This window comes from Streptomyces sp. NBC_01439 (assembly GCF_036227605.1).
Taxonomy (GTDB): domain Bacteria; phylum Actinomycetota; class Actinomycetes; order Streptomycetales; family Streptomycetaceae; genus Streptomyces.
This window is the reverse complement of the sequence record NZ_CP109487.1, coordinates 3,636,200-3,660,860: the sequence shown is the minus strand read 5'-3', so window position 1 is coordinate 3,660,860 and position 24,661 is coordinate 3,636,200. Positions and strand designations below refer to the sequence as shown.

The 24,661-nt window shown below is 73.5% G+C and carries 17 protein-coding genes; 11 read left to right on the top strand and 6 right to left on the bottom strand.

Annotated features, from left to right (window positions below; all coding sequences use genetic code 11):
• Positions 1–51 precede the first annotated feature (51 nt).
• Complete coding sequence (gene moeZ / locus OG207_RS15815; RefSeq protein ID WP_150259112.1) at positions 52–1,230, top strand: adenylyltransferase/sulfurtransferase MoeZ; 1,179 nt, start codon at positions 52–54, stop codon at positions 1,228–1,230.
• Positions 1,231–1,301: 71 nt separating this feature from the next.
• Here the strand turns inward: moeZ and OG207_RS15810 are convergent, their stop codons facing one another.
• From OG207_RS15810 to OG207_RS15800, 3 genes are all read right to left on the bottom strand, one after another.
• Positions 1,302–2,894: an alpha/beta hydrolase gene (locus OG207_RS15810; RefSeq protein ID WP_329099168.1), complete on the bottom strand. Its 1,593-nt coding sequence runs from the start codon at positions 2,892–2,894 to the stop codon at positions 1,302–1,304.
• Positions 2,895–2,979: 85 nt separating this feature from the next.
• Positions 2,980–3,798, bottom strand: a complete 819-nt coding sequence (locus OG207_RS15805) for an SUKH-4 family immunity protein (RefSeq protein WP_329099167.1) — start codon at positions 3,796–3,798, stop codon at positions 2,980–2,982.
• Positions 3,756–6,659, bottom strand: coding sequence for a lysylphosphatidylglycerol synthase transmembrane domain-containing protein (locus OG207_RS15800; RefSeq protein WP_329099166.1), 2,904 nt, complete (start codon positions 6,657–6,659; stop codon positions 3,756–3,758). The genes OG207_RS15805 and OG207_RS15800 overlap by 43 nt, the downstream gene beginning before the upstream one ends.
• Before the next feature lie 119 nt (positions 6,660–6,778).
• Between OG207_RS15800 and OG207_RS15795 the strand changes: the two genes are divergently transcribed.
• The 5 genes from OG207_RS15795 (at position 6,779) to nudC (ending at position 17,509) form a co-directional block, all read left to right on the top strand.
• Complete coding sequence (locus OG207_RS15795) at positions 6,779–7,141, top strand: MGMT family protein (protein ID WP_329099165.1); 363 nt, start codon at positions 6,779–6,781, stop codon at positions 7,139–7,141.
• 258 nt (positions 7,142–7,399) lie between these two features.
• On the top strand, positions 7,400–11,086 hold the full coding sequence (locus tag OG207_RS15790) for a UvrD-helicase domain-containing protein (protein WP_443072867.1): 3,687 nt from the start codon (positions 7,400–7,402) through the stop codon (positions 11,084–11,086).
• A 63-nt stretch (positions 11,087–11,149) separates the two neighbouring features.
• Complete coding sequence (locus OG207_RS15785; RefSeq protein ID WP_329099163.1) at positions 11,150–15,082, top strand: UvrD-helicase domain-containing protein; 3,933 nt, start codon at positions 11,150–11,152, stop codon at positions 15,080–15,082.
• A 9-nt stretch (positions 15,083–15,091) separates the two neighbouring features.
• The gene (locus tag OG207_RS15780) at positions 15,092–16,498 is read left to right on the top strand and encodes a dipeptidase (protein ID WP_329099162.1); all 1,407 of its coding nucleotides are present in this window, start codon (positions 15,092–15,094) and stop codon (positions 16,496–16,498) included.
• A 54-nt stretch (positions 16,499–16,552) separates the two neighbouring features.
• Positions 16,553–17,509, top strand: coding sequence for an NAD(+) diphosphatase (nudC, locus tag OG207_RS15775; RefSeq protein ID WP_329099161.1), 957 nt, complete (start codon positions 16,553–16,555; stop codon positions 17,507–17,509).
• 94 nt (positions 17,510–17,603) lie between these two features.
• Here the strand turns inward: nudC and OG207_RS15770 are convergent, their stop codons facing one another.
• Positions 17,604–17,864, bottom strand: coding sequence for a mycoredoxin (locus tag OG207_RS15770; RefSeq protein WP_329099160.1), 261 nt, complete (start codon positions 17,862–17,864; stop codon positions 17,604–17,606).
• A 110-nt stretch (positions 17,865–17,974) separates the two neighbouring features.
• On the opposite strand from OG207_RS15770, the gene OG207_RS15765 reads away from it, so the two are divergent.
• From OG207_RS15765 to OG207_RS15745, 5 genes are all read left to right on the top strand, one after another.
• Complete coding sequence (locus OG207_RS15765; protein ID WP_402695468.1) at positions 17,975–20,209, top strand: ATP-dependent DNA helicase UvrD2; 2,235 nt, start codon at positions 17,975–17,977, stop codon at positions 20,207–20,209.
• Positions 20,210–20,388: 179 nt separating this feature from the next.
• The gene (locus tag OG207_RS15760; protein ID WP_329107659.1) at positions 20,389–20,700 is read left to right on the top strand and encodes a hypothetical protein; all 312 of its coding nucleotides are present in this window, start codon (positions 20,389–20,391) and stop codon (positions 20,698–20,700) included.
• 179 nt (positions 20,701–20,879) lie between these two features.
• Positions 20,880–21,251 carry a WhiB family transcriptional regulator gene (locus OG207_RS15755; protein ID WP_030010480.1) on the top strand — a complete coding sequence of 124 codons (372 nt, stop codon included), beginning with the start codon at positions 20,880–20,882 and terminating at the stop codon, positions 21,249–21,251.
• On the top strand, positions 21,248–21,577 hold the full coding sequence (locus OG207_RS15750; RefSeq protein WP_329099158.1) for a hypothetical protein: 330 nt from the start codon (positions 21,248–21,250) through the stop codon (positions 21,575–21,577). The genes OG207_RS15755 and OG207_RS15750 overlap by 4 nt, the downstream gene beginning before the upstream one ends.
• A 221-nt stretch (positions 21,578–21,798) precedes the next feature.
• Positions 21,799–22,005, top strand: a complete 207-nt coding sequence (locus OG207_RS15745) for a hypothetical protein (RefSeq protein WP_329099157.1) — start codon at positions 21,799–21,801, stop codon at positions 22,003–22,005.
• 13 nt (positions 22,006–22,018) lie between these two features.
• Here the strand turns inward: OG207_RS15745 and OG207_RS15740 are convergent, their stop codons facing one another.
• Together OG207_RS15740 and OG207_RS15735 are read right to left on the bottom strand one after the other, a co-directional pair.
• A complete protein-coding gene (locus OG207_RS15740) occupies positions 22,019–23,347 on the bottom strand; it encodes an ABC1 kinase family protein (protein ID WP_329099156.1) in 1,329 nt (442 codons plus the stop codon).
• 72 nt (positions 23,348–23,419) lie between these two features.
• Positions 23,420–24,553, bottom strand: coding sequence for a ThiF family adenylyltransferase (locus OG207_RS15735; protein ID WP_329099155.1), 1,134 nt, complete (start codon positions 24,551–24,553; stop codon positions 23,420–23,422).
• Positions 24,554–24,661 lie beyond the last annotated feature (108 nt).

Sequence of the window (24,661 nt, the reverse complement as noted above, 5' to 3'; positions counted from 1 at the left end):
CATCAGTTTGCACCCTGCACCTGCGGGGATGCTCCCATCTTCGGAGTGCCCGTGTCGCTGCCACCGCTGGTCGAGCCAGCAGCTGAGCTCACCGTTGACGAGGTCCGTCGGTATTCGCGGCACCTGATTATCCCGGACGTCGGGATGGACGGCCAGAAGCGCCTGAAGAACGCCAAGGTGCTGGCCGTGGGTGCCGGCGGTCTCGGATCGCCCGCCCTCATGTACCTGGCCGCGGCCGGCGTCGGCACGCTGGGCATCGTGGAGTTCGACGAGGTCGACGAGTCGAACCTTCAGCGCCAGATCATCCACAGCCAGGCGGACATCGGCCGGTCCAAGGCCGAGTCGGCCCGCGACAGCGTGCTGGGCATCAACCCGTACGTGAACGTGGTCCTTCACGAAGAGCGGCTCGAAGCCGAGAACGTGATGGAGATCTTCAGCCAGTACGACCTCATCGTCGACGGCACGGACAACTTCGCCACGCGCTACCTGGTGAACGACGCCTGCGTGCTGCTCAACAAGCCGTACGTGTGGGGCTCGATCTACCGCTTCGACGGCCAGGCCTCGGTCTTCTGGTCCGAGCACGGCCCCTGCTACCGCTGCCTCTACCCGGAGCCCCCGCCGCCGGGCATGGTCCCGAGCTGCGCCGAGGGCGGCGTGCTGGGCGTGCTCTGCGCGTCCATCGGGTCGATCCAGGTCACCGAGGCCATCAAGGTCCTCACGGGTGTCGGCGAGCCGCTGGTCGGCCGCCTGATGATCTACGACGCCCTGGAGATGCAGTACCGCCAGGTCAAGGTCCGCAAGGACCCCGACTGCGCGGTCTGCGGTCCGAACGCGACCGTCACCGAGCTCATCGACTACGAGGCCTTCTGCGGCGTCGTGTCGGAGGAGGCCCAGGAGGCGGCCGCCGGTTCGACGATCACTCCCAAGCAGCTCAAGGAGTGGATCGACACCGACGAGCCCATCGAGATCATCGACGTCCGCGAGGTCAACGAGTACGAGATCGTCTCGATCCCCGGCGCGAAGCTGATCCCCAAGGGCGAGTTCCTGATGGGCACCGCCCTCCAGGACCTGCCGCAGGACAAGCGCATCGTCCTGCACTGCAAGACGGGTGTCCGCAGTGCGGAAGTCCTCGCGGTCCTGAAGTCCGCGGGCTTCGCGGACGCGGTGCACGTCGGTGGCGGCGTGATCGGCTGGGTCCACCAGATCGAGCCCGAGAAGCCGGTCTACTAGAGCCACGGTCCGAAGGGGCCGTATCCCGGGATCGGGGTACGGCCCCTTCGGCGTTCGTCCCGCGGACCGGATCAGGCGGCCGACGACTCCGGCACCCCGGGCGGCGGCGTCGGGTCGGGGGCCGCGGTGCAGACGGTGCCCCCGGCCGGCGCCTTCCCGTCCAGCAGGTAGCCGTTGACCGCCTTCTGCACGCACGGGTCGCCGCTGTTGTACGCGCCGTGCCCCTCGCCCTTGTAGGTGAGCTCCACGCCCACGCCCGGGCCGAGCCGCTCCACCATCTTGCGGGCGCCCTCGTACGGGGTGGCCGGGTCGCCGGTGTTGCCGATCACCAGGATCGGGTCGGAGCCCGGCGCCGAGACGTCGGGGGTCTCCCAGGTGCCGGGGACCGGCCAGCCGGTGCAGGTCAACATGCCCCAGCCGAGGAGGTCCCCGAAGACCGGCGAGGCGGCACGGAACTCCGCCAGCTTGGCCTTCGTCTGCTCCAGGGTGTAGCGCTCCTTGTCGTCCACACAGTTGATCGCGGTGTTGGCCGCACCGATGTTGCTGTAACGCCCCTGCTGGTCACGGCCGTTGAGCGCATCGGACAGGGCCATCAGCAACTGCCCCTGACCGCCCTCCGCTTCGTCGAGACCCTGTTCCAGCAGCGGCCAGAGCTCCTTCGAGTACAGGGCCTGCGCGATGCCGTTGGTCGCCTGGCTCTCGGTGAGCATCCGGTCCCCGATGCCCGGGATGGGCTTGGCGGCCAGCGCCTTCTGCAGCTTGATGATGTCGGCCTCGATCTCCTTGGGCGTGCTGCCCCGGAGCCGGCACTCGTCGCCGCGGTCCACGCAGTCCTGGGCGAAGTTGCCGAGCGCGAGCTGGAAGCCCTTGGCCTGGCCCAGGGCGCTCTGTTCGGCGGTCTTGGTGGGGTCCACGACGGCGTCGAAGACGGCCCGGCCGACGTTCTTGGGGAAGAGGTGGGCGTAGACCCCGCCGAGCTCCGTGCCGTAGGAGATGCCGAAGTAGTTCAGCTTCTCGTCGCCGAGGGCCTGGCGGATGCGGTCCAGGTCGCGGGCGGCGTTCTCGGTGCCGACGCGGGGGAGCATCGCGGCGGAGTTCTTCTCGCAGGCCTCCTGGTACGTGCGGATGTTCTCGAGGAAGGCCTTCTCCTCCTCCGGGGTCTCGGGGGAGGAGTCCTCGCTGAAGTACTGGTCCAACTGCTTGTCGTTCTCGCACAGGACCGGGTCGCTGCCGCCCACCCCGCGAGGGTCGAAGCTCACCAGGTCGTACCGGGCGCGCAGGGCCTCGTACTCCTTCGCGGCGCCCGGCAGCGTACTGATGCCCGAGCCGCCGGGGCCGCCGAAGTTGAAGACCAGGGAGCCCAATCGGTTCTTCTGGTCCCGGGCCTTGGCCCGGATCAGGGCGATCGGGATCGTCTCGCCCTCGGGCTTCGCGTAGTCGAGCGGCACGTCGAGGGTGGCGCACTGCCAGTCCTTGGGCGGGGCCTGACCACCGCCCTGGGCGGCGGTCGGGGCCTCGCAGTCGCCCCATTTCAGGGGCTTGACCTCGGGGGAGCCGTCGGCCGTGGCCTTCTTCCCGTCGCCGTCCGAGGAACAGGCGGCCGTGGCGAGCAGCCCGGCGGCGAGCGTGGCGGCGGCGGTGACCCGCCAGGCGTGTGTCGGCATGTCCCCATCCTGTGGGCCCCGCGGCGACCCCGCCCGTGCGCTGACCCGAACGGGGGTCGTGCCCGCCCGCCTGCCCGCCCTCCCCTCAGTAGCCGTACACGCTCAGCTCGGTGATCGCGGCGAACAGGTGCTCCCAGGTCTCGGCCGCGGGCGAGCCGTTGGCCAGCGCCCCGGGATTCAGGGCCTCCATCGCCTCGCCGAAGTCCCCGATGCCGTCCTCGGCCGGGTACGAGGACCAGCAGGCGCCCATGTACCGGCGCACGCCGTCGAGGAGTCCGACGAAGGTCGCCACGTCCCGGGCCAGCGGGATGACGGACTCCTGGTACATGTGCACCGCTCCGGTGACGCGGTGGACGCCCACCAGGCCCGGGTCGGTGTACCCGAAGTCGAAGGTCCCGAGGTGCAGGAGGGCGTCGTCGCCGGCCTCCGGTGCCTGCGCGGTCAGCGGCCGCAGCAACTCCGGGGCGACCTCGAACGAGCTGACGCCCGCGGCCCAGTGGCGCGGCAGCCCCACCCCGCTCAGGAACTCCCGGGTGCCCGGGTGCTCCAGCGAGTCCGGGAGCTCGTCGCCGGGGACACGGGTGACCCACGCGTCGCCGAAGGTCCGGGCGAGCCCGGCCGCGGTGAGCGGACCGGAGCCGCGCGTGCCCGGACGGAACCACGGGGCGTCCTCGGCCGACGCCCAGGACGAGGCGTCGGTGGCGCCCCGGGGCCAGTCGGCGAGCGCCGCGGCGTTCTCCTCCACCACCACGACCCCGCGCGCCTCCACGTACAGGTAGCGGCCGCCGCCGAGCGGAACCGGTTCCTCCCAGGTGCCGGGGCAGTTCAGCGCCCAGCCGGATCCGCCGACCGGGCCGGAGGCTAGATGGCTTCCTTGCGGGTCAGGAAGTTGAACGAGATCCACCCCGGCAGCACCGGCAGCCAGAAGGTCATCAGACGGAACAGCAGCACCGCGGAGATCGCGACTTCCTTCTCCAGGCCCGCCGCGATCAGCCCGAGGGTCAGCGTGGTCTCCACCGCGCCCATGCCGCCCGGCGTCGGAGCCGCCGACCCCAGCGCGTTGCCCGCCAGGAACACCACCGCGATGCTCGCGTAGCTGATGGCCTCGCCGCCCCCGAACGCGCGGATGGACGCGTCCAGGCACATCACGAAGCAGCCCGTCAGCAGCAGCATCCCGCCGATGCCGGTCAGCAGCTTCTTCGGCCGCTGGAGCACGTCCAGCATGCGCGGCACCACGCCCGCGAACAGCGCCCGTACCCGCGTCACCACGAACTTCCGCAGGAACGGGACCGCCGTCACCACCAGCACCAGCACGGCCACCGTCAGCAAGCCCGCGATGACGGCCCGGGACGGGGTCATCTCCGGCGTCTTCTCGGTCCCGGTCAGATAGCCGAAGGACAGCAGCAGCACGATGTGGCTGGCCAGCCCGAACAGCTGGGAGGCGCCCACGCTCGCGACCGCCAGCCCCGGCCGGACCCCCGCCCGCTGCAGGAACCGCGTGTTGAGCGCGACACCGCCGACGGCCGCCGGGGCGACCAGCTTCACGAACGACCCGGCCACCTGTGCGACCACGGTCCGCAGGAAGGACACCCGCTCCGGGACGAAGCCCAGCAGGCTCATGGCCGCCGCGAAGTACGTCAGCGCCGAGAAGGCGAGCGCCGCCCCGACCCAGCCCCACTGCGCCTGGCCGATGATCGTCGCGAAGTCCACGTGGGCGAGCTGCGTGAGCAGGAAGTACGCGCCGAACGCGCCCGCGATGAACGAGACCAGCGTGCGCGGCCGGATCCGCTCCAGCCGGGCCGGCTCCACCGGGGCCTGTGGCCGGATCAGCAGCACCTGGTGGCGGATCTGGGTCAGCAGATCCTCCTCGCGGGCCCCGTCCAGCGCATCTTCCAGGGCCTTCTTCTCGGCCTTGCGGTCGGCCGCGGCCGATGCGGAGACCGGGGTCTCGGAGGCCTCGGACTCCGCGTCGCGCGCCGCCTTCGCCGCCCGCGAGGACTCCAGCACGGCCTCCCGCTGCCGCTCCGCCCGCTCCCGGGCCAGCTTGCGCAGCGTCGCCCGGGTGGAACGGCTCAGCGCGATCGGCTGGAGCAGCGGCAGACAGTCCGCCACCGCGTCCGGGCCGAGCACCGACACGGCCGAGGCCACCGCGCGCTCGGCGCCGACCCGCAGGCCGATCGTGGTCAGCAGCTGGGCGATGTCCATCCGCAGGACCAGATCACCCGCGGCGATCTCGCCGCCGCGCAGGTCGGTCAGGATGACGTTGCCGGAACGATCCACCACAAGGGCGTCCCCGGTCAGCCGTCGATGTGCGATCCGCCGCGACTGGAGGGCCCGTACCTGCTCCCACGTGTGGTGGATCAGCTCGTCGGTGATCTCCTCGTCGGGGAGCGCGTCGAGGGCCCGGACGTCCAGGTGCTCATACACGAGCATCACCGCGTCCGGACCGAGCTCGGAGGTGGCGATCAGCTTCGGCGCGTTCGCCCCCGCCGCGATGGCCGCGTACGCGAGGAGCGCCTCCTGCTCCAGCGCCTGGCGCAGCGACTGCAGGCTGCGCCCCGTGGTGATGCCGCGCAGGGTGAGCCGGCGCCAGACCCGGTAGAAGAAGCCGTGGGCCTGCTGCTCGCGGTCGACGATCGTGACGTCGAGCGGTGGCCCGTCCTCCAGGGTCACGTGGTACCGGCGACCGCGGTCGTTGGCCTCGGAGGGCTCGGGGCCCTCGGGCATCTCGGCGCGCATCGCGCTGACCGGCTGGAAGCCGACCCGGCGCAGTCCGGCGAGGAGGTGCTGTCCGGTGGGGCGCACGTTGGGCGAACCGACGGCGTACAGGGTGCCGTAGGCGACGCTCCAGCCGATCAGCACGGTGAGGATGATCGAGAAGGGGGTGGTGTACCCGTTGACCAGCATGGCCAGGGCGTTGAGGAGCAGGACCACCCACAGGGCGACCCGCCAGTGGGGTCTACGGGTCATCCCGACCGCGGTCATGTACGCGATGACGGGCGCGAGGTAGCCGTGGACCGGGTCGGTCAGGGTCCCGCCGGCCGCGGGGCGGGTGAGGGCGTCCTGGATGGTGTCGGGGGCGGCTTGCGAGACCCACAGGTCGGTGGCGAGGGTGACGCCGTGCGCGAGGACGGCCGCGAGCACGCCGTCGGCGATGCGCAGCCCGTCGCGTTTGATCAGCCGCTCGATGGCGAAGGCGACGGGCAGCAGCAGCACCGCGATGCTGGACACCAGCGCGGCGACCTTGATCAGCAGGTCGGGCGCCTGGCCGGTGCCCTTGCTGATGTCCTCCTCCAGGCCCACGGTGGTGCCGTGGGCGAAGGCGGCGATGCCGAGGAGGACGGCGATGCCGAGGATGCCGACGAGCAGGCGTACGAGGTCGGACGGCCGGTGCACGCGGGCGGCGAGCAGCGGTTCGTCGACCTCGACCCGGTCGGCGTCCGTGGCGGCGTGACCGTGCGGGCCCTCGGCGGTGGCGCTGGCGCCGGCCCCCGGCCCGACGGCCCCGGCCCCGGCTTCGGCAGCCTTGGCCGCGGGCGCTCCGGCCCCGGCTTCGGCGCCCTCGGCCCCGGCCGTCTCGGCTCCGCCCGTGCGGTCGGTCCGGCCGCCGGGGCGCGGGGGCTCCGGACGGGGCTCCGGGACGGGGTCGGGGCGGGCGGAGCGGCCGTCGTCAGGGCGTGCGCCGTCGTCGGTCGCCGCGCCGTCCGGAGGGCTCACACCCTGCTCCTTCGTCGTCACGTCCGTCTCTTCTTGATCACGTATCACCAGTCACCGCCCGGAAGATGGTGGCACGGACCGACGGGCCAGCGGGGCATCAGGGTGCGCGCCGGTGCGGAAGCGAGACTTCCGCCGGAGCGCGGCCGACGTACTGCACCATGTGCTGAATGAGTGAGGAGCTGCCCGCGTACGCGGAGCGCGTACTGGAGGTGGCCGAGCGTATTCCGCCCGGCCGGGTGATGACGTACGGGGACGTCGCCGAGTGGCTCGGCGAGGGAGGACCGCGCCAGGTCGGGCGTGTCATGGCCCTGTACGGGGGAGCCGTTCCCTGGTGGCGCGTGGTGCGGGCGGACGGCCTGCCGCTGCCCGGCCACGAGGTGCGCGCCCTGGAGCACTACCGGACCGAGGCCACCCCGTTGCGCCTGACGGCGGGCGGCGAGCCGCGGCTGGACATGCGCCGGGCGCGCTGGGACGGGTCCCCCGGACAGGATGGGGGACAGGACGGCGCGCGCGACGAGGCTCACACCTGACAGCTTCGGCCATGCGGGGCCCGGACGGGCGATCGGGCGACGGCCCGAACGCCCGTCCGGGGTACCCCGGGGGACTGCGCGGCGTCGGCGGGTTGCCGTAGCGTTGCCACTTCGGCTTCCGCGGTGGCTTCCGCGCGAGCCGTCACGGCAGCACCGCCACACCCCGCAGACCCACCAGGACCGGCACCCCACGTGATCACCTCTTCCTCGGACCGCACCGAACGGCGGCGTACGCGGACCCCCGATGCGTACCGCCTCGTGCGCACCGGGCCGGAACGGGTGGATCCTCCTGTGCTGGACGCAGCACAGCGCGCGGTGGTTGACCACGCCGGCGGACCGCTGCTGGTCCTCGCCGGACCGGGCACCGGAAAGACGACCACGCTGGTCGAAGCCGTCACCGCCCGGGTGGAAGCGGGCGCCGACCCCGCCCGGATCCTCATCCTCACCTTCAGCCGCAAGGCGGCGGTGGAACTGCGCGACCGGGCCGCCCTGCGGCTCGGCGGCGCGCGCGCCCCGCAGGCCACCACCTTCCACTCCTTCTGCTACGGACTGGTCCGCGCCCACCAGGACACCGACCTCTTCGCCGACCCGCTGCGGCTGCTGTCCGGCCCCGAGCAGGACGTGATGGTCCGTACCCTCCTCGAGGGCCAGCGCCGGATCCGCTCCATCCGCTGGCCGGACGACCTGCGCGCCGCGCTGACCACGCGCGGGTTCGCCGACGAGGTCCGGGCGGTGCTCGCCCGTGCCCGCGAGCTGGGCCTCGGGCCGCAGGCCCTCTCCTCGTTCGCCGACCGCATCGGCCGCCCGGACTGGAAGGCGGCGGCGGCCTTCCTCTCCGAGTACCTCGACGTCCTCGACATGCAGGGCACGCTGGACTACGCGGAACTCCTGCACCGGGCGGTGCTCCTCGCGGAACGCACGCCGTCCCTCGCCTCCGCCTACGACGCGATCTTCGTCGACGAGTACCAGGACACGGACGCTTCGCAGCTGCGGCTGCTGCGCGCCCTCACCGGCCCGGGCGGCACGCTGGTCGCCTTCGGCGATCCCGACCAGTCGATCTACGCCTTCCGCGGCGCCGACATCAACAACGTCCTGGACTTCGGGTCGGCCTTCCCCGGCGCGCAGGTCAAGGCCCTCACCGTCGGCCGCCGCTCCGGCGCGGCCCTCCTGGCGGCCACCCGGCTGCTCACCACCCGGATGCCGGTCCCGCGACTGCCGGCCGAGGCGGTCCGCGCCCACCGGAACCTCGCACCGGTGCGGGAGGGCGGGCGGGTGGAGGTGTTCACGTACCCGACGGCGGGCGCCGAACTGGACAACATCGCCGACGTCCTGCGGCGGGCCCACCTGGAGGACGGGGTGCCCTGGCAGGACATGGCCGTCCTGGTCCGCGCGGGAGGTCGCACCCTCCCGGCCATGCGCCGCGCCCTGATCTCGGCGGGAGTGCCGGTCGAGACGGACGGCGCGGACACGCCCCTGCGCCACGAACCGGCGGTCGCCCCCCTCCTGACGGCCCTGCGCGTCTCGGCCACCGAGGCCGAACCGGGCGCGGACCTCCCGGAAGCCGAGCCCGCCGCGGCCGAGCCCGGCTTGGGGCAGAGCCCCGCCGTGTCCGACGCCGTCGAAGCGGGCCCGGGGCAGGCCGCGGACCCCGGCGTGTCCCACGCCGTCGGGTCCGACCCGGGGCGGAGCCCCGAAGCCCCGACCGGCTCCGCGGACCCGGCACCGGCCGTCCCGTCCGCTCCGCAGGAAGGGGCCGACGCGGTCGAGCTGGGCCCGGGCGGGCGCGTCGGCGAGCTCTCTCGGGCCTTCGGGGCGGGTGGGCGGGAAGCCCCACCTGCCGAAGGCGAGCCCGACGCCGTCGAAGCGGGCTCGGGGCGGAGCCCCGGCGACCCCGGCGACCCCGGCGTGTCCGGCGTGTCCGGCGTGTCCGACGCCGTCGGGTCCGACCCGGGGCGGAGCCCCGAAGCCCCGACCGGCTCCGCCGACGCGTCGCCGTCCGCTCTGCAGGACCAGCCCGACGCCGTCGAAGCGGGCCCGGGGCGGAGCTCCGTGGGTCCCGCCGACCCCGCCGGAGGCGTCACCGTCGAGGCCGCCCTCACGCTGCTCGCCTCGCCCCTCGGCGGGATGGACGCCGCCGACCTGCGACGGCTCGGCCGCGCCCTGCGCGAAGAGGAGCGCGCCGCCGGCGTCAAGGTGCCCGCGCCCTCCGACGTACTCCTCGCCCGCGCCCTCGCCGAGCCCGAGCGGCTCACCGCCCACGACCCCGCCTACGCCCGCGGCGCCCAGCGCCTCGGCCTGCTCCTGCGCAAGGCCCGCGAACTGCTCCAGGGCGGCGGCACCGCCGAGGAGGCCCTGTGGGTCCTCTGGGACGGCACGCCCTGGCCGCAGCGGCTGGAGCGCAGCGCCCGCCGCGGCGGCCCGGCCGGCCGCAACGCCGACCGCGACCTCGACGCGGTCTGCGCCCTCTTCGACACCGCCGCCCGTGCCGAGGAACGCACCGGAGGCCGCGGCGCGCTCAACTTCCTCGAACAACTGGAGGCGGAGGACATCGCCGCCGACACGTTGACGGCCCGCGCCACCCGCTCCGACGCCGTCCGGCTGATGACCGCGCACCGCTCCAAGGGACTGGAGTGGTCCCTCGTCGTCGTCGCGAGCGTCCAAGAGGGCTTGTGGCCCGACCTTCGCCGCCGCGGTTCCCTCCTGGAGGCCGACCGCATCGGCCGCGACGGCCTCGCCGAGCCCCTCACCCCCGGCGCCCTGCTCGCCGAGGAGCGCCGGCTCTTCTACGTCGCCGCCACCCGCGCCCGCGACCGCCTCGTCGTCACCGCCGTCAAGGCCCCCGCCGACGACGGCGACCAGCCCTCCCGCTTCCTCACCGAGCTCGGCGTCCCCCCGCGGGACGTCACCGCCCGCCCCCGCCGCCCCCTCGCCGTCGCCGCGCTCGTCGCCGAGCTGCGCGCCACCACCGTCGACCCCGCCGCCTCGCCCGCCCTGCGCGACGCGGCCGCCCGCCGCCTCGCCCGCCTTGCCGCGCTCACCGACGACGAGGACCGCCCGTTGGTCCCCGCCGCGCACCCGCAGCGCTGGTGGGGCCTGTACGAGCCCACCCGCAGCAGCGTCCCCCTCCGCGACCGGGACCGGCCCGTCGCCCTGTCCGGCAGCGCCCTGGAGCAGCTCGCCAACACCTGCTCCCTCCAGTGGTTCCTCGGCCGCGAGGTCAAGGCCGACACCCCCTCCACCGCCGCCCAGGGCTTCGGCAACGTCGTCCACGTCCTCGCCGACGAGGTCGCCTCCGGCCGCACCCCCGCCGACCTCGCCGTCCTCATGGAGCGCCTCGACTCGGTGTGGGACGCCCTCGCCTTCGACGCCCCCTGGAAGTCCCGCCAGGAGAAGGACAACGCCCGCGCCGCCCTGGAACGCTTCCTGCGCTGGCACACCACCGACCGCGGCGGCCGCGCGGCCGTGGCCACGGAGCACGAGTTCGACGTCACGCTCGAAGCCGGTGAGGTCGCCGTCCGCATCCGGGGCTCCATGGACCGGGTCGAATCGGACCCGCAGGGGCGTGCGTACGTCGTCGACTTCAAGACCGGCAAGTCGGCGCCCACCAAGGACGAGGTCGCCCGCCACCCCCAGCTCGCCGTCTACCAGCTCGCCGTGCGCGAGGGCGCCGTCGACGAGGCCTTCGACGGCCTGCGCCCCGCGCCCGGCGGCGCCGAGCTGGTCCAGCTCCGCCAGGGCGCCGCGGTCCGCGAGGGCGGCGACGCGGTGCCCAAGGTGCAGGCCCAGCAGCCGCTCGACGGGGAGTGGGTCGGCGACCTGCTGGCCACCGCCGCGGGCCGGGTCCTGGACGAGCGGTTCGCACCCGCCGCGGGCCGCCACTGCGACCACTGCTCCTTCCGCAGCTCGTGCAGCGCCCGCCCGGAGGGCCGCCAGACCATCGAGTGAGCCCGGGCCGCGTGCACGAGCTCGGCGGTCGGGGCTGTCGGTGCGGGCGGCTAGCCTTTTTGGGTGCCCGCGCGTCCGCCCGCCCTCTCCGACCCCGAGCAGCTCAAGGAGCTCCTCGGGATCCCCTTCACGCCCGAGCAGATGGCGTGCGTCACCGCCCCGCCCGCCCCGCAGGTCGTCGTCGCGGGCGCCGGCTCCGGCAAGACCACCGTCATGGCCGCCCGCGTCGTCTGGCTCGTCGGTACCGGCGCGGTCGCACCCGAACAGGTGCTCGGCCTGACCTTCACCAACAAGGCCGCCGGCGAACTGTCCGAGCGCGTGCGCAAGGCCCTCGCGCGGGCGGGCATCACCGACCCGGACCCCTCCCCGGCGGACGCGGACGCGGTCGGCGGCGAGCCCCGCATCTCCACCTACCACGCCTTCGCCGGGCAGCTCCTGAAGGACCACGGCCTGCGCATCGGCCTGGAGCCCAGCTCCCGGCTGCTCGCCGACGCCACCCGCTTCCAGCTCGCCGCGAAAGTGCTGCGCGAGGCCCCCGGCCCGTACCCCTCGCTCACCAAGTCGGTCCCCGACCTGGTCGGCGACCTCCTCGCGCTCGACGGGGAACTCTCCGAGCACTTGGTCGAGCCCGAGCACCTGCGCCTGCACGACACCGGACTGCTCGACGTGCTCGCCGGCACCAAGCTCACCAACGAGGACCTCCGCAAGGTTCCGGAGGCCGTGCGCGGCCGCATCGAGCTGCTGGAACTGGTCGTCCGCTACCGCGCCGCCAAACGCTCCCGAGACCTCTTCGACTTCAGCGACCAGATAGCCCTCTCCGCGCAGCTCGCCACCACCCGGCCCGAGGTGGGGGCGCTGCTGCGCGAGGAGTTCCGGGTGGTCCTGCTCGACGAGTACCAGGACACCTCCGTCGCACAGCGGTTGCTGCTGTCCGGCCTCTTCGGCGCGGGCTCCGGCCACGCCGTGACCGCCGTCGGCGACCCCTGCCAGGCGATCTACGGCTGGCGCGGGGCCTCCGTCGCCAACCTCGACGACTTCCCGGAACACTTCCCGCACGCCGACGGGACCCTCGCCACCCGGCTCTCCCTCAGCGAGAACCGGCGCAGCGGCGGCCGCCTGCTGGACCTGGCCAATGGACTCGCCGCCCCGCTGCGCGCCATGCACGAAGGCGTGGAGGCGCTGCGTCCGGCGCCGGGCGCGGAGGCCGCCGGGCAGGTCCGCTGCGCCCTGCTGGAGACCCACGCACAGGAGCTCGACTGGCTCGCCGACTCCGTCGCCCACCTGGTCCGCACCGGGACGGAGCCGCGCGAGATCGCCGTACTGTGCCGCTCCGCCGGAGACTTCGCCCAGATCCAGGCCGTGCTGGTGGACCGGGACGTGCCCGTCGAGGTCGTCGGCCTCTCCGGGCTGCTGCACCTGCCCGAGGTCGCCGACCTCGTCGCCGTCTGCGAGGTCCTCCAGGACCCGGGCGCCAACGCCTCCCTGGTCCGGCTCCTGATCGGCCCGCGGTGGCGGATTGGCGCGCGCGACCTGGCCCTGCTGGGCCGCCGGGCGCGGCTCCTGGTGAGCCGCGCGCCCGCCGGGTCCGACCCGGACGAACGCCTCGCGGCGGCCGTGGAGGGCGTGGACCCGGCGGAGATCGTCTCGCTGGCCGACGCCCTGGAGACCTTCCTCGACGGCGCCGGGCAGGCCCCGGACGACCTCCCCTTCTCGGCGGAAGCGCGGATCCGCTTCGCGCACCTCGCCCAGGAACTGCGCGACCTGCGGCGCTCCCTCGCGGACCCGCTGATGGACGTCCTGCACCGGGTGCTGACCGCCACCGGCCTGGAGGTGGAGCTGTCGGCCTCCCCGCACGCGCTGGCGGCCCGCCGGCGCGAGACGCTGTCGAACTTCATGGACGTGGCGGCCGGTTTCGCCGCCCTCGACGGCGAGGCCACGCTGCTGGCCTTCCTGGCGTTCCTGCGCACGGCCGCCCAGTACGAGAAGGGCCTGGACCACGCGCTGCCCGGCGGCGAGAACACGGTCAAGGTGCTCACCGCCCACAAGTCCAAGGGCCTGGAGTGGGACGTGGTGGTGGTTCCGGACCTGTGCGCCGGCGCCTTCCCGAAGGAGAAGCCGCCGGAGGCCTGGACCTCGTACGCGAAGGTGCTCCCGTACGCGCTGCGCGGCGACGCGCCCACCCTGCCCGGGGTTCCGGCCTGGACCTCGGCGGGGTTGAAGGCCTTCAAGGCCGCGCTCAAGGACCACAAGTCGGTGGAGGAGCTCCGCCTCGGCTACGTGACCTTCACGCGGCCGCGCTCCCTGCTGCTGGCTTCGGGCCACTGGTGGGGCCCGAGCCAGAAGAAGCGCCGCGGCCCGTCGCCGTTCCTCGAAGCCCTGTACGAGCACTGCGCGGCCGGTTTCGGCGAGATCGAGGCCTGGGCGGACGAGCCCGACCCCACCGCCGAGAACCCGGCGCTGTCCGGCGATTCCACCCCGGACCACTCCTGGCCGCTCCCGCTCGACCCGTACTCCCTCACCCTGCGCCGCGCGGCGGCGGCCCTGGTGGAGTCCTACCTCGCGGCCCCGCCCCCGGAGGAGGACGAGTACCTCTGGCCCCCGGACTGCGAGGAGCCGTGGCCGGCCGAAGACCCCTGGGAACCGGACCCCGCCGACGACCCCTGGCCCTCCGGGCCCCCGGTCACGGCCACCGAGCCTTCCGAGCCCGATGCCCGGGCCCGGGCCGACGACCCCTACGAGCCTGCGGCCGGCACGCGGCCCGCACCCGAAGCCCGGCCCGGCGAAGCCTGGCCGCCGCCGGGCACCGTCCGACTGCCCGCCGACGCGTCCGCCGTCACGGGGCCGGACCCCGACGACCTCTGGTCCGGCGAGGCCCGGGCCCGTACGCCCGCCGACGCGTCGGGGGCCGCCGGGCCGGACTCCGACGACCCCTGGGCGGTCGAGGCCTGGGCCGAAGCCCTGCCCGGGGACGACGCTGCCACGCGGGATTCCCACGGGCCCCGGGGCGGTACCCCGGGTCCGGGACGGGGCAGGGCAGGGGACGACCTCCCGGCCGCCCCCGGCGCGCCGCTCGACGGCCCCCGGCCCGGAGCATCCCCGGCCGCCGCGGGAGCGGCCGTGCCGACCCCCCGCGCCGAGGCGGTCGTACCCGCCGGGAGCCGGTCCGTCCCGGAGGGCGACGACCTGTGGGCCGACGAGGCCACCGCCGGCGCCGGCGCGGCCGTGCCGCATCCGCGTCCTGTGACGGCCGACCCCGCCGGAGGCGACCTGGTTCCCGACGAGGCCCGCGCCGTCGCCTCCTGGGACCGTGATCTCGACGCCCTCGAGGGCGAGCTCCGCCGTGCCCGCGCGGCCGTTCGTGACGTCGAGCTGCCGTCCGCCCTGTCCGCCAGCCAGCTGCTCCGGCTCGCCGCCGACGAGCAGGGCTTCGCGCGCGACCTCGCCCGGCCCATGCCGCGGCCCCCGCAGCCCGCCGCCCGCCAGGGCACCCGGTTCCACGCCTGGGTCGAGTCCCGGTTCGACGAGCTGCCGTTGCCGTTCCTCGACGTCCTCGACCCCGTCACCGACCTCCCCGGCGCAGGCTCCGACCAGGAGATCGTCGACGAGGCCGACCTCGACTCCCTCAAGGCCGCCTTCGAACGCAGCCCGTACGCGGACCGACCCCCCCACCGCATGGAGGCCCCGGTCCAGCTCACCCTCGCCGGCCGGGTCGTGCGCGGCCGGATCGACGCCGTCTACCGCAACCCGGACGGCTCGTACGAGATCGTCGACTGGAAGACCGGCCGCACCACCCAGGCCGACCCCCTCCAGCTCGCCGTCTACCGCGTGGCCTGGGCCGAGGCCACGAACACCCCGCTCGAGCGGGTCTCCGCCGCCTTCCTGCACGTCCGCAGCGGCCGCGTGATCCGCCCCCGAAACCTCCCGGACCGCGCCGGCCTTGAGCGGATCCTCCAAGGCGAACCGGACCCGGACGGTGACCAGCAGGCGGACGGCTAGGCTCAGGGCATGAGCGACACCCCGCCGGACAGCGTCGTCCGCACGTACATCGACACACACCGCGCCGCCTTCCTCGACGACCTCGCCGAGTGGCTCCGCATCCCCTCCGTCTCGGCCCAGCCCGAGCACGCGGGCGACGTACGCCGCAGCGCCGAATGGCTCGCGGCCAAGCTCAAGGAGACCGGCTTCCCGGTCGCCGAGGTGTGGGAGACCCCCGGCGCGCCCGCCGTCTTCGCGCACTGGCCGAGCGAGGACCCGCACGCCCCGACCGTCCTCGTGTACGGGCACCACGACGTGCAGCCCGCCGCCCTCGCCGACGGCTGGCACACCGACCCGTTCGAGCCGGTGGTCCAGGGCGGCCGCATGTACGCGCGCGGCGCCGCCGACGACAAGGGGCAGGTGTTCTTCCACACCCTCGGGGTACGGGCGCACCTGGCGGCCACCGGCGCCGCCGCCCCCGCCGTTCACCTCAAGCTCCTCATCGAGGGCGAGGAGGAGTCCGGCTCGCCGAACTTCCGCGACCTCATCGAGGCCCGCGCCGCCGAGCTCGCCGCCGACGTCGTGATCGTCTCCGACACCGGCATGTGGTCCGAGACCACCCCCACCGTCTGCACCGGCATGCGCGGCGTCGCCGACTGCGAGATCGACTTCCACGGCCCGGACCAGGACATCCACTCCGGCGCCTTCGGCGGGGCCGTGCCCAATCCGGCCACCGTCGCCGCCCGCCTGGTCGCCTCCCTGCACGACGCCGACGGGCGGGTCACGATCCCCGGCTTCTACGACAACATCGCCGAGCTGACGGACGCGGAGCGCGCGCTCATCGACGAGCTGCCCTTCGACGAGTCCGAGTGGCTGCGCACGGCCAAGTCCCACGCGGCCGCGGGCGAGGCCGGGTACTCCACCCTGGAGCGCGTCTGGGCCCGCCCCACGGCCGAGGTCAACGGCATCGGCGGCGGCTACCAGGGCCCCGGCGGCAAGACCATCGTGCCGGCCTCCGCCCACCTGAAGCTGTCGTTCCGGCTGGTGTCCGGGCAGGACCCGTACGAGGTCGAGGCGGCCGTCCGGGACTGGGTCGCGGCCGGGATCCCGGCCGGGATCCGCCACTCCATCACCTTCGGCGCGCCGACCCGCCCGTGCCTGACCCCGCTGGACCACCCGGCCCTGCAGTCGGTCGTCCGGGCCATGGGCCGCGCCTTCGGCGAGAAGATCCGCTTCACGCGGGAGGGCGGCTCCGGCCCCGCGGCGGACCTCCAGGACGTCCTGGACGCACCCGTCCTCTTCCTCGGCATCTCGGTCCCGTCCGACGGCTGGCACGCTCCCAACGAGAAGGTCGAGCTGGACCTCCTGCTGAAGGGCGTCGAGACGACCGCGTACCTGTGGGGAGACCTCGCCGCCCACCACCGAACCACCGCCTGACACCCGACGCACACACCTGCCGTACCGAGCCTGCCTGTCCCACCACCGGGGGAGTTGGAAGTACCTGTGAGCACCCATACCGAGCGCCCTCCCACCGAGCGCCCCCTTTCGCTCGCCGCGCCCAGCGGGATCGACCGCGCCGCGCACCACCGGCTCGACGAGGCGTGGCTCGCCGCGGCCTGGAGCCACCCCACGACCCGGGTATTCGTCGTTTCCGGCGGCCAGGTCCTGATCGACGACACCCCCGACGGCGGCACCGGCATCGTGATGACCCCGGCCTTCGAGGCCCCGGTCACCGAGACCCACCGCTACTTCCTGGGCACCGACGAGGACGGCGTACGGTACTTCGCGCTGCAGAAGGACGCGCTGCCCGGCCGCATGGACCAGTCGGCCAGGCCGGCCGGCCTGCGCGAGGCCGGCCTGCTGCTGTCCCCGCGCGACGCCGGGCTGATGGTGCACGCGGTGGCGCTGGAGAACTGGCAGCGGATGCACCGCTTCTGCTCGCGCTGCGGCGAGCGCACGGTGGTCGCGGCCGCCGGGCACATCCGCCGCTGCCCGGGCTGCGGCGCCGAGCACTACCCGCGCACCGACCCGGCCGTGATCATGCTGGTCACGGACGAGCACGACCGGGCGCTGCTGGGCCGCCAGGTGCACTGGCCGGAGGGCCGCTTCTCCACGCTGGCGGGGTTCGTGGAGCCCGGCGAGTCGATAGAGCAGTCCGTCGTCCGCGAGGTGTGGGAGGAGGCGGGCGTCCGGGTCGGCGAGGTCGAGTACGTGGCCAGCCAGCCGTGGCCCTTCCCGTACAGCCTGATGCTCGGCTTCAGGGCCCGCGCCACCACCTCGGAGATCACGGTGGACGGCGAGGAGATCGAGGAGGCCCGCTGGTTCTCCCGCGAGGAGCTGCGCGCGGCGTTCGCGTCGGGCGAGGTGCTGCCCCCATCGGGCATCTCCATCGCCGCCCGGCTGGTCGAGCTCTGGTACGGCGAGCCGCTGCCGAAGGCGGCCGCGTAACCTTCGTCACTTCCCCGGCCCGCGCCGGGCCCCGTGACAGCGGAGGGCCCCCGCCTCGGCGGGGGCCCTCCGCTGTGTGCGCTCCGGGAGCCGATCAGACGGCGAGGGCCTGCTTGACCTGGGCCAGGCTCGGGTTCGTCATGACGGACTCGTTGCCCGTGGCGGACGTCACGAGCACGGTGGGAACCGTCTGGTTGCCGCCGTTGGCCTTCTCCACGAACGCGGCGGACTCCGGGTCGAGCTCGATGTTGATCTCGTTGTACGCGATGCCTTCCCGGTCCAGCTGGGTCTTCAGCCGACGGCAGTAGCCGCACCAGGTCGTGCTGTACATCGTGACGGTGCCCGTGTCCTGCATGCTGCGCTCTCCTTCGTGAGGGCTCGGTGGTCCGAGTACTCGAACGTACGGGACCCTGCGGCCATTCCCTTACGGTCACCCCGGCGCACCCGGTGTGACCGATACGACTGATCCGTGCCGCCTGTGGACAACTTTCCCGCCCGACCCACGAGACCTGGCAGCATGGCGGGGTGACAGCAGCAACGCACTCCTCCTCGTTCCCGGGTGGCTCCGCCTCCGCCGACTCGGCCGATGCGGTGCTCCTGGGCCTCGACCCGGAGCAGCGCGAGGTCGCGACGACCCTGCGCGGGCCGGTGTGCGTGCTGGCGGGTGCCGGTACCGGCAAGACCCGCGCGATCACCCACCGCATCGCCTACGGCGTCCGGTCCGGGCAGCTCATGCCGGCCAGTGTGCTGGCCGTCACCTTCACCAACCGCGCCGCGGGCGAAATGCGCGGACGCCTGCGCACGCTGGGCGCGGGCGGGGTCCAGGCCCGCACCTTCCACTCCGCCGCCCTGCGCCAGCTCCAGTACTTCTGGCCGAAAGCGGTCGGTGGCGAGCTGCCCCGGCTGCTGGAGCGCAAGATCCAGTTCGTCGCCGAAGCTGGCGCGCGCTGCCGCATCCGTCTCGACCGCAACGAGCTGCGCGACGTCACGGGCGAGATCGAATGGGCGAAGGTCACCCAGACCGTGCCCGCCGACTACCCGGTGGCCGCCCTCAAGTCGGGCCGCGAGGCCCCCCGGGACCTGGCCGAGATCGCCCAGATCTACGGGACGTACGAGCAGCTCAAGCGCGACCGCGGCATGATCGACTTCGAGGACGTGCTGCTCCTGACCGTCGGCATCCTCCAGGACCGCCACGACATCGCCGAGCAGATCCGCACGCAGTACCAGCACTTCGTCGTCGACGAGTACCAGGACGTCAGCCCGCTCCAGCAGCGGCTGCTGGACCTGTGGCTCGGCGAGCGCGACAGTCTCTGCGTCGTCGGTGACGCCAGCCAGACCATCTACTCCTTCACCGGCGCCACCCCCGACCACCTGCTGAACTTCCGCACCCGCTATCCGCAGGCCACGGTGGTCAAGCTGGTCCGCGACTACCGTTCCACCCCCCAGGTGGTCCACCTGGCCAACGGGCTCCTGAACCAGGCCAAGGGCCGGGCCGCCGAGCACCGGCTGGAGCTGATCTCGCAGCGCGAGACCGGCCCCGACCCCGTCTACGCCGAGTACGCGGACGAGCCCACCGAGGCCGAGGGCGTCGCCCGCCGGATCCGGGACTTGATCGCCGCGGGCGTCCCGGCGGGCGAGATCGCCGTGCTCTACCGCATCAACGCCCAGTCCGAGGTCTACGAGCAGGCCCTCGCCGACGCCGGTGTCCCCTACCAGCTGCGCGGAGCCGAGCGATTCTTCGAGCGCCAGGAGGTCCAGAAGGCGATCCTCGCGCTGCGCGGAGCCGCCCGCTCCGGCGGGAACGACCCGCTGCTCGACGACGTCGTGGAGCTGGGCTCCCAGGTCCGGGCGGTGCTCAGCTCCACCGGCTGGAGCACCGAGCCGCCCGCCGGCTCCGGCGCCGTGCGCGACCAGTGGGAATCGCTGGCCGCGCTGGTCCGCCTCGCCGAGGACTTCGCCCGGGCCCGCCCCGCAGCGACCCTGGCGGACCTCACGATCGAACTGGACGAACGCAAAGCCGCCCAGCACGCCCCGACCGTCCAGGGCGTCACCCTGGCCTCGCTGCACGCGGCGAAGGGTCTGGAGTGGGACGCCGTGTTCCTCGTCGGCCTCACCGACGGCATGATGCCGATCACCTATGCGAAGACCGACGAGCAGGTCGAGGAGGAACGGCGGCTGCTCTACGTCGGCGTCACCCGGGCACGGATCCACCTGAGCCTGTCGTGGGCGCTCTCCCGCGCCCCCGGCGGCCGGCCCTCCAGGCGCCCCAGCCGCTTCCTGAACGGCCTGCGGCCGGGCTCCGCGGCCCGGGGCACCGGAGCGGCCTCCACGGCGGAGCGAGGGGCGCGGGGGCGCGTGCGTCGTGGTCCGGCACTGTGCCGGGTCTGCGGCAAGACCCTGACCGAGGCCGGCGAGCTGAAGCTGATGCGCTGTGAGGACTGCCCGTCCGACATGGACGAAGGCCTCTACGAGCGGCTGCGGGAGTGGCGCGCGGGACAGTCGAAGGAGCAAGGCCTGCCCGCCTACTGCGTCTTCACGGACAAGACGCTGATGGCCATCGCGGAGGCCGCGCCGTCCGAGGCGGGGGAGCTCTCGATGATCTCCGGAGTGGGTGGCCGTAAGCTTGATCGGTACGGAGCCGATGTCCTGGCCATCTGCGCAGGTCAAGAGGTTGGGGCCGGGCATCCTGACGACGCGTAGAAACTCGTCGGAAAAATAGTTTGCACATGCCCAGCGAAGACCCATAGGTTCTTAGCAACGGAAACGGTGGCTTCTCCGAAGCCCGGGATCCGTGCTGTACTTATCCGAATACGTATGGGACAGGCCCCCGGGCCGGGTCCCCGAGACGCCGAGAGGAGGCGAGACCAGTGACCAGCTTCATGACCTTCACCAAAATGACCGATCGCTCGGTCGATGCTTCCTGCCTGCTCGGTTCCGTCTCCCCTCTGGGTACCGGTGCGTCCGCGATTTCCGCCGACGCCCCCGCCCTGCTGGCGATCCTTCCGGTCAGTGAGCGCAATGAGCGACCGACCATGGCACCGGTGGCAGTACTGGCAGCAGAAGCGCAGGCGCATGGCGCCTATGGATTCGCTGCCGCAGCCGGTGCCGGATCCCAGAAGAAGCAGACGAAGCAGCAGCACCACCTGATGTGGGCCTTCCGTGGGCTCGAACCCTGGAGTGATCCAGCCTGATCGCATGATCAGGCCGGCGCCTTCAGGGCCGCGGAACCCCACCCGGGATCCGCGGCCCTTCTGTTTGTCCCGAACCGGGACGACGGAGCGAAGGGGCCTCGGGACTGGCAGCCAGGTACCAGCCGAACCCGGCCGACCGGCCGGAACGACTAGCCGAACAAGACGAGGAAGAAAACACCGTGCAACTCGAAGCGCACGCCCCGTCCGTACCGCAGACCCAAATGATCTCCCCGCCCGCAGTCCCGGAGGACCACACCTTGACCCCGCTCACCGCGCTGACCGCGCTCGACGACGCCATCGAGAACCTCGGTGTGCCCGTCCCCTGCCGCACCTTCGACCCCGAGGTCTTCTTCGCCGAGTCCCCGGCCGACGTCGAGTACGCCAAGTCCCTCTGCCGCACCTGCCCGCTGGTCGAGGCCTGCCTCGCCGGAGCGGTCGAGCGCCGCGAGCCCTGGGGTGTCTGGGGTGGCGAGCTCTTCGTCCAGGGTGTCGTCGTCGCCCGCAAGCGTCCCCGTGGCCGTCCGCGCAAGAACCCGGTTGTCACGGCATGACCGCCATCGGAACCATCGACCGCCCCCTGACGCACGACCCCTTGAAGCAGGCCCCCATGACCTCCTACACCACGAGCGAGCAGCCCCACGGCGCCGCCCACGCAGACTTCATCACCGCCGGCGCGATCACCTCGCGTCAGAACAGGACCCGCGAAATGCAACTCATCCCAGAAGCCCTGGCTCGCGCCCATATGGACGACCGCATGCGTGAGGCGGACGCCGAGCGTCACGCCGTGCGCCTGGTCGCCGCCCGCCGCATGCAGCGGCGTGCCGAGCGCGTCTCCATGCGCGCCCGGCGCGCGCTGGCCATGGCCGTCATGAACTAAGAGCTGAAGAAGCAGCGGGCGTCGGCCCCCATCACCCGGACCGCCGGGCGGTGGGGGCCGACGCCCGTTCGCATTCCGCCACGTTCCGGCACGCCCGCTCCGGGCGCGAACGCGGCCCCGGCGGGGCCGCCCGCGCGGTCGTCGACGGAATCCGCAGGCTCGCCGCGGCCGTCGGGGCGTTGCGCGGGCCCGTCCGCCCCGGACGGGGATATCGTCTGGAGGTGGACCAGCCGACTCCCCACCCCGACCCGTCGGGATCCGAGGCCCAGCCCGTCGTCTGCGCGGGCTGCGGCGCGAAGGCCCCGGGCGAGATCCCACCCACCTGGACCTGCTCGGTGGAGAACGGGATCAGACAGTACTTCTGCGTCGACTGTGCGCGCGCCAACCTCCGGGCGATCGAGGGCAGACTCGACTCGTCCTGGTGGTGACGCGCCCGCGCAGTCACTCGGCGGAGGCGAACCCCGGCAGCCAGGTGTCCAGTTCGTCTCGCAGTCGCACCGTCGCGCCCAGCTGGCACAGCACCCCGATGGTGCTCAACGTCACGCGGTGGATCAGCAGGTAGGACGGCGGCAGGTTGATCTGCCGGCCCAACTGGTGCGCGGGGGAGCGGGGATCGGCGATCCGCGCCGCCTGGCCGCGCAGCCACGGCCGGGTGAAGGTGAACTCCTCCGCCTCGGCGGGCTCGATGATCGGTTTCAGGTAGTCCAGCACCGCGTCGGGGTCGAGCTCGACGGACTCCTTCACGAACCCCTCGGCGCACAGGTGCCCGTAGACCCCCTCGGCGTCACCGTCCAGCGTCATCCGCAGCGATCTGCCGATCGGTTTGGGCCAGCCACCGGGCAGCCGGTCGACCGTGCCGAAGTCCAGGACCCCCAGCCGCATCCGGCCGTCCGCCCCCGGTATCAACCGGAAGTTGCCCGGGTGCGGGTCCGCGTGCAGCAGGCCGGTGCGCGCCGGACCAGAGAACAGGAATCCGGCCAGCAGTTGTCCGGCGCGATCCCGCTCCTCCTGGGTGCCGTCGGCTATCACCTCCGACAGCGGGGTCCCTTCCATCCACTCGGTCACCAGCACCTGGTCGCCCTGGTGCACGACGTCCGGCACGACCACGTCCGGATCGTCCACGAAGGCGTCCGAGTGCGTCCGTTGGGCCTCGGCCTCCAGTTCGTAGTCGAGTTCCTCGGCTACCCGGTCGCGCAACTCCTTGATCAGCGGCTTGATCTCCATGCCGGGGATCAGCGGCCCCAGCAGCCCCGCGAACCGGCCCAGTTGCTTCAGGTCCGACAACAACGCCTCACCGGCGCCCGGGTACTGGACCTTGACGGCCACCTGCCGGCCGTCGTGCCACACCGCCCGGTGCACCTGCCCGATGGAGGCCGCCGCAGCCGGCTGGTCCTCGAACTCCTCGAACAGATCCCGCCAGTCTGCGCCGAGACGGTCCGTCAGCACCTGGTGCACCGTCGCCGCGGGCAGCGGCGGGGCCGCCTCCTGAAGCTTGGTCAGCGCCGCCCGGTAGGGCCCCGCGATCTCCTCGGGCAGGGCCGACTCGAAGACCGACAGGGCCTGCCCGAACTTCATGGCACCGCCCTTCAGCTCCCCGAGCGTGCGGAACAACTGCTCTGCGGTGCGCTGCTGGAGCTCGCGCGCCACGATCTCCGCGGACTTGCCCCCGATCCGCTTGCCCAGCCCCCACGTGGCCCGGCCCGCTATGCCGAGCGGCAGCGCGGCCAGCTTGACCGTACGGGTGACCGCCTTCCGGGGAAGATCAGACATACGCCCCTCCATGTCCCAGACCGCTGCGCCGCGAACGACGGACTCCGGAAGGGCTCCGTCGCCCCGACACCTTCAGCGCATCCTGTCATGGCCCTCCCGGCCGGTCCCCGCCCGATCCGCCTCCGGTGCCCCACCCGCCCCACAGGGGCAGTCGGGATGTGGGGGGACCGGTGTGGATTCCCAGTGCAGCGCGGGGAGGGCGGCCTCCCAGCGGGAGCCCGTGGAAGCGGGCAATTGTCCGTCGAGGAAGGCCAGCGCGTGCGCCGCGGCCAGCCCGGCCACCGCCGTGGACAGGCCCAGGTCGCAGGCAGCACCCGCGCGGCGGCGGTGGGCCGAACGCCACTGCACGAGCATCCTCGGCCAGGCGGCGTCCCGGTCCACGCGGTCGCGCTCCATGCACCCCGCGCAGGCCGTCGACCCCGGCAGCACCAGCGGCCCCACCAGCCCCGTCCCCTCCAACACCCCCGCGTACAGGTGCGGGATGCCCGAGGCGATCCAGTCGGCTGCGGTGTCCGGATCCGGGGCCCAGGCGTGCAGCCCGTCCCGGGGCGCGACCACCACCAGGGCCAGTCCCGGCTCCGCCCCCGCCTCGTCCCCGGCCCGCGGGGTGCGCCCCGGGGCCGATTCGCGCACCAGCCTGCCCGCGGATTCGGCCCGCGGCCGGCCCACGCTCCCGGGGTCCAGCCCGCCCGGCGCCACGTCCGCCGGCTCCACCCGGCCCCCGTCGAGCACCTCGACCCGGCCCACGCCGGCTCCCGCCAGGACCGCGGCGATCACGGCCCCCACCCGGCCGCTCCCGCGCACCCGGACCCGTATCGCCCGGCGGGCGACGATCCCCCGTAAGTCCCCGCCGGGCTCCCGGTGGACCAGGGACAGCGAACCCAGGTCGGGGCCCAGCCGCTCCACGGTCTGCGGATGCTCCCGCAGGGCTTGGGCCCGCGGGCCGCCCGCCGTGACGTCGTCGAGCAGGCCGGCCCCCGCCAGCGTCCTGACCACCTCGTCGGCCCGGCCGTCCGGCAGCCCCATCCCCGAGGCCTCGGCCCGCAACAGTTCCATCCCCCGGGTCCCGTCGATCCGGTCGATCAGCGTGCCCGTCGCCGTGTCCACGGGGCCGAGCACCACCGCATGGGCGGGCGTCACCCCGAACTGAACCGTCTGCAGATCCCGCCACGCCCGCGCCAGCGCCGGCTTCACCTTCGGATACATGTCCCGTCCTCCTCGATATCCCATGCGCACTCGTGCGGACTCGTCGGCAGTCGTGCGCACTTGTGCGTACTCGTGCGTTCTCGTCGGCAGTCGTGCGCACGTGCACGG

Bases quoted from the DNA above. Each gene is read 5' to 3' on its own strand.
- OG207_RS15795 (WP_329099165.1), top strand. From the start codon at position 6,779: ATGAGTGAGGAGCTGCCCGCGTACGCGGAGCGCGTACTGGAGGTGGCC.
- OG207_RS15740 (WP_329099156.1), bottom strand. From the start codon at position 23,347: ATGTCTGATCTTCCCCGGAAGGCGGTCACCCGTACGGTCAAGCTGGCC.
- OG207_RS15760 (WP_329107659.1), top strand. From the start codon at position 20,389: ATGACCTTCACCAAAATGACCGATCGCTCGGTCGATGCTTCCTGCCTG.
- OG207_RS15770 (WP_329099160.1), bottom strand. From the start codon at position 17,864: ATGCAGGACACGGGCACCGTCACGATGTACAGCACGACCTGGTGCGGC.
- OG207_RS15780 (WP_329099162.1), top strand. From the start codon at position 15,092: ATGAGCGACACCCCGCCGGACAGCGTCGTCCGCACGTACATCGACACA.
- OG207_RS15750 (WP_329099158.1), top strand. From the start codon at position 21,248: ATGACCGCCATCGGAACCATCGACCGCCCCCTGACGCACGACCCCTTG.
- OG207_RS15735 (WP_329099155.1), bottom strand. From the start codon at position 24,553: ATGTATCCGAAGGTGAAGCCGGCGCTGGCGCGGGCGTGGCGGGATCTG.
- OG207_RS15810 (WP_329099168.1), bottom strand. From the start codon at position 2,894: ATGCCGACACACGCCTGGCGGGTCACCGCCGCCGCCACGCTCGCCGCC.